The sequence below is a fragment of the Rhodococcus sp. NCIMB 12038 genome, from assembly GCF_002165735.1.
Classification (GTDB): domain Bacteria; phylum Actinomycetota; class Actinomycetes; order Mycobacteriales; family Mycobacteriaceae; genus Rhodococcus_F.
Window position 1 is genome coordinate 176672 of sequence record NZ_NHML01000019.1, and the last position, 8874, is coordinate 185545.

7 protein-coding genes and 2 rRNA genes are annotated in these 8874 nt (G+C 63.5%); 2 read left to right on the forward strand and 7 right to left on the reverse strand.

Features of this window, described 5'->3' with window-relative positions:
- Positions 1-219: 219 nt before the first annotated feature.
- Complete coding sequence (locus tag CA951_RS27335) at positions 220-1797, forward strand: hypothetical protein (protein WP_087559803.1); 1578 nt, start codon at positions 220-222, stop codon at positions 1795-1797.
- A 39-nt stretch (positions 1798-1836) separates the two neighbouring features.
- Here the strand turns inward: CA951_RS27335 and CA951_RS27340 are convergent, their stop codons facing one another.
- On the reverse strand, positions 1837-2697 hold the full coding sequence (locus CA951_RS27340; protein ID WP_087559804.1) for a LysR family transcriptional regulator: 861 nt from the start codon (positions 2695-2697) through the stop codon (positions 1837-1839).
- An 83-nt stretch (positions 2698-2780) separates the two neighbouring features.
- Between CA951_RS27340 and CA951_RS27345 the strand changes: the two genes are divergently transcribed.
- On the forward strand, positions 2781-3785 hold the full coding sequence (locus tag CA951_RS27345) for a bile acid:sodium symporter family protein (RefSeq protein WP_087559805.1): 1005 nt from the start codon (positions 2781-2783) through the stop codon (positions 3783-3785).
- 8 nt (positions 3786-3793) lie between these two features.
- Here CA951_RS27345 and ehuA read toward each other — a convergent pair whose 3' ends face one another.
- The 6 genes from ehuA to CA951_RS27375 form a co-directional block, all read right to left on the reverse strand.
- Positions 3794-4555 (reverse strand): ectoine/hydroxyectoine ABC transporter ATP-binding protein EhuA, encoded by a 762-nt coding sequence (gene ehuA / locus CA951_RS27350; protein ID WP_087559806.1) that lies wholly within the window; start codon positions 4553-4555, stop codon positions 3794-3796.
- Positions 4556-4574: 19 nt separating this feature from the next.
- Positions 4575-5219 (reverse strand): ectoine/hydroxyectoine ABC transporter permease subunit EhuD, encoded by a 645-nt coding sequence (ehuD, locus tag CA951_RS27355; protein WP_087559807.1) that lies wholly within the window; start codon positions 5217-5219, stop codon positions 4575-4577.
- Positions 5216-5947: an ectoine/hydroxyectoine ABC transporter permease subunit EhuC gene (gene ehuC, locus CA951_RS27360; RefSeq protein WP_087559808.1), complete on the reverse strand. Its 732-nt coding sequence runs from the start codon at positions 5945-5947 to the stop codon at positions 5216-5218. The genes ehuD and ehuC overlap by 4 nt, the downstream gene beginning before the upstream one ends.
- 22 nt (positions 5948-5969) lie before the next feature.
- Complete coding sequence (gene ehuB, locus CA951_RS27365) at positions 5970-6854, reverse strand: ectoine/hydroxyectoine ABC transporter substrate-binding protein EhuB (protein WP_087559829.1); 885 nt, start codon at positions 6852-6854, stop codon at positions 5970-5972.
- A gap of 226 nt (positions 6855-7080) precedes the next feature.
- Positions 7081-7197 (reverse strand): 5S ribosomal RNA (gene rrf, locus CA951_RS27370).
- Positions 7198-7334: 137 nt separating this feature from the next.
- Positions 7335-8874: ribosomal RNA gene (locus CA951_RS27375) — 23S ribosomal RNA — on the reverse strand; the annotation flags it as partial.

Consider the following 8874-nt stretch of genomic DNA (forward strand, 5'->3'; position numbering starts at 1 on the left):
CCTAATTATGAACACAGGATTCCGTGAAACGGCCACTGCCGAGCATTCCTTTACCTGCGCGTGACAACAAGCAATCCCGGCGAAAAATGTCGGGCACAATGCCCAAATACGCTGGTTGTCGATGTGCACTCTGGACGTTGACCCTGGATAACGCCCCGCGCAGTATCACTGCACTGTGACTAGTACCACTAGTCTGTACCTATTTCGAAGGGGCGCACTGTGGATGTAAGTCTCACCGCCGCACATTGGGTGTATCTCGGAGGAATCGTTGTCATCCTCGGGACGATGCTCATGCGGAAGAACATCGTCGTCCCCGCCGTCATCGGCACCTTCCTGACAGCCTTCGTGTTCTCCGACAGTCTGGTCACCGGTCTCGCGTCGATCTTCAACGCGAGCCTCGTCGCCGCCCGCGAACTGTTCAACATCTTCCTCATCATCTCGTTGGTGACCGCGATGCTCGGCGCCCTCCGGCAGATGGGGGCCGACCGGTTGATGGTCGCCCCGTTCCGGCGCGTCATGCGCGGCGGCACCAGCAGCTTCATCGTTTTGGCCGTCGTCACCTACACGATCTCGCTGTTCTTCTGGCCCACCCCCGCGGTGCCGTTGATCGGCGCCGTCCTCATCCCCGTCGCCATTCGCGCCGGCCTTCCCCCGATGGCCGTCGGCATGGCGATCGCCATCTGCGGGCAGGGCATGGCGCTGTCCTCGGACTACATCATCAAGGTGGCGCCGGGCCTGTCGGCGAAGTCGGCGGGCGTCGATCCGGACGTCGTCGCGGACCGCGCCCTGGTGATGTCCCTGATCGTCGGCCTCACCGCGCTCCTCATCGCCTATTTCACGCAGCGCAGGCACATGCGCCGCCCCGCACCGGAACTGCTCACCGACTGGGAGTCCCGCGCGGAGAGCGACTTCGGCAAGCCGGTCGGCGACGCTCCCGACGGCGGTGCGGCTCCCGCCGGCGGCGGGACGACGACCGGTCCCGCACCGGCCGAAGCGCCGACGACTGCCGCTCCGCAGACGTCGACGGCAGTCCTCGCCGAACCCGTCACGGCCTCGGCGCGGCAGGTCATCGACGACACGTTCAAGAGCATCCGCGCCGCGAAGACGTTCGCGGTGCTCGTGCCCACCGCGTATCTGGCGTTCATCGTCTACCTCATGGTCGGCAAGTTCACCGACCTGGTGCCCGACCTCAAGGGCGGCGACGCGGCAGCGATGGTCGGCGGTATCGCGGCGCTGATCCTGTTCGCGGCCGCCGCGACCAACGACAAGAAGGGCTTCCTCGAAACGACGTCCGAGCACCTGATCGACGGCCTGGTCTTCGCGTTCAAGGCGATGGGCATCGTGATTCCGATCGCCGGCTTCTTCTTCATCGGCAACGGCGACTTCTCCGCCGCCATTCTCGGACTTCCCGCAGACGCGACGGGTCCGACATTGCTGTTCGACCTGGTGAACGCCGCGCAGTCCCACCTGCCCCAGAACGCGTTCGTCACGTCGTTCGGCATTCTCGCCATCGGAATGATCGCGGGCCTCGAAGGGTCCGGCTTCACCGGCCTGCCACTGACCGGTTCGCTCGCAGGCGCACTCGGACCCGCGGTCGGGATGGACCCCGCAACCCTGGCGGCGATCGGTCAGATGGGGAACATCTGGTCCGGCGGCGGAACGCTCGTCGCGTGGTCGTCGTTGATCGCGGTGGCCGGTTTCGCCCGAGTGCCCGTCCTCGAACTCGCCCGGAAGTGTTTCGTGCCGGTGGTGTCCGGCCTGGTGCTGTCCACGGCCCTGTCCGTACTCATCTTCTGACAGCTCGACGACCTCGGTGGAGCAGCCCTCCCACCGAGGTCACGCGCGCAGTCGATCCGCGTTCTCGAGGATGGCGGCGCGCAAAGCCTGCTCCGGTTCGCTGAGAACACTCCGGCGGGCCTCCAGCACGAATTCGACGTCGACCGCGGGCCCCCACTCGTCGCGCGAACGCATCCGCACCGGAACCAGCCCCGCGGGTGGAAGGGTCTCCGCGTGGAACACGACCCCGAGACCCGCAAGGCAGGCGGCCCGCAACCCGTTCAAGCTGTCCGTCACGCAGGCAACCCGCGCGCCGCGGCCGGATTTCTCCAGGGCGTCGAGCGCCGCTGCCCGCGTGATCGAGGGCGGCGGATACGTCACCAGCGGCACCGGACCCTCGGCATCCGGCACGAAGTCGGGTGCGGCGAAGAACGCCAACCGGTCGGTCCACACCAGTTCCCCGTGTTGGTCTCCTCGGCGACGCTTCCCGAAGACCAGGTCCAGTCGGCCCTCGTGCAGTTGCCGGAACAGCACTTCGCTCAACGCCACGGTGAGTTCGAGATCCACGAGCGGATGGCTGCGCCGGAACTCGCCCAGAATCCGGGGGAGTTCGTGCAGAACCAGATCTTCGGACGCCCCGAACCGGACGCGTCCGCGCACCCCCGACTGCGTGAAGTAACGTTCGGCGTCCGAGTGCCGCTCGAGTATCGATGTCGCGAACCCCACCATTACGGAGCCGTCCGCGGTCAACTCGACCGAATGCGTGTCCCGCAGAAACAGGCGGCGACCCGCAGCGTTCTCCAGCTTTCCGACATGCTGGCTGACTGTCGATTGCCGCAGGTCCAGGCGCCGGGCGGCGGCGGTGAAGCTCTTGGTGCGCGCGACCGCCAGGAAGCTCCGCAGGTGAACCGGATCGAACATGGCTCATTGTTATCACGGTTCGGCATTACAGTAAACGCCACTATCGTCTTTCGAAATATCCGCGCATTCCTTACGGTCGAACCATGCTGACGAAGATCCCGCTGCTCGGAAAACTCGATCCGTTCATCATCGGCATCCTGATCACCGTCGGGATCGCCAGCCTGGTCCCGGCCGACGGCACTGCCCTGACGGCGTTCACCTGGGCCACGAAGGTGGCCGTCGGAATTCTGTTCTTCCTCTACGGCGCCCGGCTCTCCACGCAGGAGGCGCTGCAGGGCCTGCGACACTGGCGTCTGCACCTGACCATCCTCGCGGCTACGTTCGTCATCTTCCCGCTCCTCGGAATCGCCGCCCGCGTGCTGGTCCCGACGATCCTGACCCAGCCGCTGTATCTGGGCCTTCTGTACGTCTGCCTCCTGCCGTCGACCGTCCAGTCGTCGATCGCGTTCGTGTCGATCGCCCGCGGCAACGTGCCCGGGGCGATCGTCAGCGCGTCGTTCTCCAACATCCTCGGCATCGTCGTCACTCCTCTGCTCGTGGCGTTGCTGATGACGAGCGAGGGGGCGGGTTTCGACGCGTCCTCCGCGATCGGCATCCTCGTCATGCTGCTGCTCCCGTTCATCGCCGGCCAGTCCGTGCGACGGTGGATCGGCCCGTGGGTGAAGGAGCACGGCGCACCGCTCAAGCTCGTCGACCGCGGATCCATCCTGCTGGTCGTCTACGTCGCATTCAGCGAAGGAATGAACGAGGGAATCTGGGGCACACTGTCCGCCGGCCGGCTCCTCGGCCTGCTCGCGGTGTGCGCGGTCCTGCTCGCGATCGTCCTGTCCCTCACCTGGTTCGGGTCGAAACGACTCGGGTTCGACCGCGCCGATCAGATCACGATCACGTTCTGCGGGTCGAAGAAGAGCCTCGCCACCGGCCTTCCTATGGCCACGGTCCTGTTCGCCAGTCAGCCGATCGGCCTGATCGTGCTGCCGCTCATGCTGTTCCACCAACTGCAGTTGCTGGTGTGCGCGTGGATGGCGGGCCGGCTGGCACGGCGCGCTCCCGCCGACGAGCCGGAACTCGCGACCACCTCCCGCTAGCCCGGGAGTCAGTCGGCCAGCACGGCCTTCAGGAACGTCTTGGTGCGCTCGTGCTTCGGTGCGGTGAAGATCGTGGCCGGGTCGCCTTCCTCCACGATGCGACCGGCGTCGAACATCATCACCCGGTTCGACACGTCCCGCGCGAACTGCATCTCGTGCGTGACGATCAGCATCGTGATGTCCGTGGTACGCGCGACGTCCCTGAGTACGTCGAGGACGTCCGCCACCAACTCCGGATCCAGCGCCGACGTCACCTCGTCGAGCAGCAGGATGTCGGGGTCCATCGCCAGGGCGCGCGCGATCGCGACCCGCTGCTGCTGGCCACCGGACAGCTGCGTCGGGTGCGCGGTCTCCTTCTCCGACAGACCAACCGTCTCGAGCAACTCGCGTGCCCGCTTCGCGGCCGCGGCCTTGTCCAGGCCGAGCACGTGGATCGGCGCTTCGGTGATGTTCTCGATCACGTTCATGTTGGGGAACAGGTTGAACTGCTGGAAAACCATGCCGATCCGGCGTCGTATCCGGCGTGTGTACTTCTCCGACGCCGGAACGAGTTTGCCGCCCTTCTCCTCGTGCGTCAGCGGCGCCCCGTCCACCCAGATGACGCCGTCGTTCACCTTCTCGAGGGTCATGAGCAGCCGCAGGATCGTCGTCTTCCCCGATCCGCTCGGGCCGATGAGGGTCACACGGTCGCCGCGCTCGACCTGAAAATCCAGGTGATCGAGCACGACGTGGTCGCCGAACTGCTTCACGACGTCGTCGAATCGGATCATCGGGGTTGCTGTGCTCGCGTCATCGGGCAAGACGTCTCTCCAATCGCCGTATGAGCAGGGACGTCGGGTAGCTGGCGAGCAGGAAGATCACACCGGCCAGCGTCAACGGTTCGAGGTACTGGAAGTGCCGGGCGCCGAACTGCTGCGCGGCCGTCACCATCTCCACCACCGTGATGGCGAACAGGAACGGGGTGTCCTTGAACATCGACACCGCGTAATTGCCCAGCGCCGGGACGACGCGACGGATGGCCTGCGGCAGGATGATCGCCCGCCACGTCCGGGTCGGCGCGATGGACAACGCCCGCGCCGCCTCCCACTGGCCGACGGGCACCGCCTCGATCCCCGCCCGATACACCTCGGCCATGTACGTCGAATAGTGAATTCCGAGCACCGCCACACCGATCTGCAGCGGCGACAGTCCCGTGAACGTGTAGTACACGAACAGCAGTTGCACGACGAGCGGGGTCAGACGGATGAATTCGCTGACCGCGCGGACCGGCACACTCACCCACCGCGGTGCGGCCTGCCGGATCAACGCGATGACGAGTCCGAGTACGACGGAGATCAGGAACCCGAGCACGGTGGCGATCAGGGTGATCTTGAAACCCTCGAGCAGCACGGGCAGAGCCTCGAACGCGCGGTCCCAGCTCCAGTGGACGCTCATTGTTTCGCGGCCTCCAATCCCCGAGGGTCGGACGGTGCGAGGCTGAAGATCTCACGCAGAGACGGTCCCGTGCCGAGGCGATTCTTCGCCCGCACCTCGAGCGCGTTCATCAACAGGGTCAGCACGTAGCCGATGACGAAGTAGATGATGAGCCCCACGCCGAACGCGAACAGCGTGTTCCCGGTCGTCTGCCGGAGCTGGTCGATCTCGAAGGTCAAGTCCTGCAGGAGGATGTAGCTCGCAAGGGCGGTGCCCTTGAGCAGCTGGATCAGCAGATTCGTCAGCGGCGGAATCATCTCGGCCCACGCCTGCGGGAACACCACCCGGCGCAGCCGCTGCCAGTGACTGAAGTCGAGCGCCGTCGCCGCCTCCCACTGCGATTGCGGCACCGAGTTGATCGCACCGCGGACCACCTCGGCTCCGTAGGCACCGTAGTTCAGCCCGAGCGCGAGGATCCCGCACAGCACCGGGTCGATGAGATAGCCGAACAGCGGAACCACGTAGAACAACCAGAACAGCTGCACCAATAGCGAAGTGCCCCTGAAGAATTCGATGAACGCGCGAGCCGATCCCCGGATCACGATGTTGTGCGCACGGGCAGCCAACCCGAGAGCGAGCGCGAGCACGAATGCCAGGAGCGCGCCTCCCGCCGTCAGTTGGAGCGTGACGACGATGCCTTCCTGGATGCTCGGCCACGCATGCAGCAGCGCGTCGATGTTCTCTTTCACAGGCAGCAGACCCCGGCGTCGATCAGCCGGTCTCGCCGCAGAGTTTGGCGGTGGTCAGGTTCGGATCGGGCAGTTCCTCTGCGGTGAATCCGAACGGTCCGACGATCGACAGGTACTTCTCCTTGTCGGAAGTGATCTTGGCGAGTTCGGCGTTGTAGGCGTCGCGCAACTCGGTGTCCTCCTTGCGGAAGACCGTGCCGCCGGCACCGACCTGGGGTACCCCGTCGATCACGGCGACGAACGAGTTGGTCACCTCCACCGGGACCTGCGGGTTGTTCTGCGCCAGCCAGTTCAGTGAGATCCCGGTGAGCGCAAAGACATCGGCACGCCCGTTGGCGACAGCGTCCATTCCGTCCTGCGGCGACGCCACCTGCATCGCGTCGATTCCCAGTTGCTGCGCGTAGTCCGATTCGATCGCCCCGGTCATCGCTGCCATCCGCACACCGCTCTGCTGCACCGACTGCATGTCGGTGAGGTTCGCGGGGTTGCCCTTGGGCACCATCAGCGCGGTCGTGTAGTTGAATTCCGGCTCACTGAACGCTGCCTGCTCGCAGCGCTGCGGCAGAATCGACATGCCGGCACTGACGACGTCGAAGCGGCGCGCCTGCAGTCCGGGAATGAGGGCGCCGAAGTCGGTGCTCACACCTTCGACGTTGTCGATGCCCAGGTTCTTGAAGATTTCCCGGTGCAACGCCACGGTGGCGCCGGTCAGCTGGCCGTCCTGTTCGAAGCTGTACGGCGCCTCGCCGGCGAAACCGACGGTCACCGTTCCGCTGTCCTGTAGTTGCTGGAGGAGCGATCCGCCGCTGGCCGTGTCGGTCTTCGTGCACCCCGCGACAGAGCCGGCGGCCACCATCAAGCCTGCAAAGGCGACAGCCGCTCTGACAGCCGGACGTTGTTTCGACATCGTGCTCGTCACCACAGATTCCCCTTCGTCACCTCGGGTGATCCGGGTGGACGCGCACCACACGGCACGATCCCAACGGATCTGCCCGGGCCACGTTACGCAGGCGAAGGACTTGCCAAAGGGGAACCGGGGGGACGTTACCGCAGCGTTATCAAGTCGCCGTCGACAAACTGTTGTGAAATGCCGAAAGCCCCCCAACAAGGTTGGGGGGCTTTCGGTAACGGATGTTCGGCGGTGTCCTACTCTCCCACACCCTGTCGGGTGCAGTACCATCGGCGCTGGAGGGCTTAGCTTCCGGGTTCGGAATGGGACCGGGCGTTTCCCCTCCGCTATGGCCGCCGTAACTCTATGAAACTGTCACACGGAACATCAGCGAAGACACAACCCACACCGTTTCACCGGTGGTGGTGTGGTTCTTCTTCTTCAGTTCTGAAACGTGTGTGTTGTTTCAGATACTGCACAGTGGACGCGTAGCTTCTTTGTGGTAAGTCCTCGGCCTATTAGTACCAGTCACCTGCACCAGTTACCTGGCTTCCAGTTCTGGCCTATCAACCCGGTGGTCTGCCGGGGGCCTTACCCCCTCGAGGGGGTGAGAAACCTCATCTTGGAACAGGCTTCCCGCTTAGATGCTTTCAGCGGTTATCCCTTCCGAACGTAGCTAACCAGCGGTGCTCCTGGTGGAACAACTGGCACACCAGAGGTTCGTCCGTCCCGGTCCTCTCGTACTAGGGACAGCCTTCCTCAAGTTTCTAACGCGCGCGGCGGATAGAGACCGAACTGTCTCACGACGTTCTAAACCCAGCTCGCGTGCCGCTTTAATGGGCGAACAGCCCAACCCTTGGGACCTACTCCAGCCCCAGGATGCGACGAGCCGACATCGAGGTGCCAAACCATCCCGTCGATATGGACTCTTGGGGAAGATCAGCCTGTTATCCCCGGGGTACCTTTTATCCGTTGAGCGACACCGCTTCCACTTGCCGGTGCCGGATCACTAGTCCCGACTTTCGTCCCTGCTCGACCTGTCAGTCTCACAGTCAAGCTCCCTTGTGCACTTGCACTCGACACCTGATTGCCAACCAGGCTGAGGGAACCTTTGGGCGCCTCCGTTACATTTTGGGAGGCAACCGCCCCAGTTAAACTACCCACCAGGCACTGTCCCTGAACCAGATCATGGTCCGAGGTTAGAGGTCCAATACGATCAGAGTGGTATTTCAACAACGACTCCACACTCACTGGCGTGAGCGCTTCACAGTCTCCCACCTATCCTACACAAACCGAACCGAACACCAATACCAAGCTGTAGTGAAGGTCCCGGGGTCTTTTCGTCCTGCCGCGCGTAACGAGCATCTTTACTCGTAATGCAATTTCGCCGAGTCTATGGTTGAGACAGCTGAGAAGTCGTTACGCCATTCGTGCAGGTCGGAACTTACCCGACAAGGAATTTCGCTACCTTAGGATGGTTATAGTTACCACCGCCGTTTACTGGGGCTTAAATTCTCAGCTTCGCCACAAGTGGCTAACCGGTCCTCTTAACCTTCCAGCACCGGGCAGGCGTCAGTCCGTATACATCGTCTTACGACTTCGCACGGACCTGTGTTTTTAGTAAACAGTCGCTTCTCACTGGTCTCTGCGGCCCCACCCAGCTCAGGAAGCAAGTTCCATCACCGGACGAGGCCCCCCTTCTCCCGAAGTTACGGGGGCATTTTGCCGAGTTCCTTAACCATAGTTATCTCGATCGCCTTAGTATTCTCTACCTGACCACCTGTGTCGGTTTGGGGTACGGGCCGTGTGAAAGCTCGCTAGAGGCTTTTCTCGGCAGCATAGGATCACTGAATTCGCCTCATTCGGCTATGCGTCACCTCTCAGGCTCGTGAACGGCGGATTTGCCTACCGTTCGCCCTACAGGCTTACACCAGTATTACCACTGACTGGCTCAGCTACCTTCCTGCGTCACCCCATCGCTTGGCTACTACCAGATCAGGTCCCATGCATCCACATCCAGGGCCCCCGAAGGGACGTA

Coding starts and splice junctions, on each gene's coding strand:
- CA951_RS27345 (WP_087559805.1), top strand. CDS start 2,781: ATGCTGACGAAGATCCCGCTGCTCGGAAAACTCGATCCGTTCATCATC.
- ehuB (WP_087559829.1), bottom strand. CDS start 6,854: ATGTCGAAACAACGTCCGGCTGTCAGAGCGGCTGTCGCCTTTGCAGGC.
- ehuD (WP_087559807.1), bottom strand. CDS start 5,219: ATGAGCGTCCACTGGAGCTGGGACCGCGCGTTCGAGGCTCTGCCCGTG.
- CA951_RS27340 (WP_087559804.1), bottom strand. CDS start 2,697: ATGTTCGATCCGGTTCACCTGCGGAGCTTCCTGGCGGTCGCGCGCACC.
- ehuA (WP_087559806.1), bottom strand. CDS start 4,555: ATGATCCGATTCGACGACGTCGTGAAGCAGTTCGGCGACCACGTCGTG.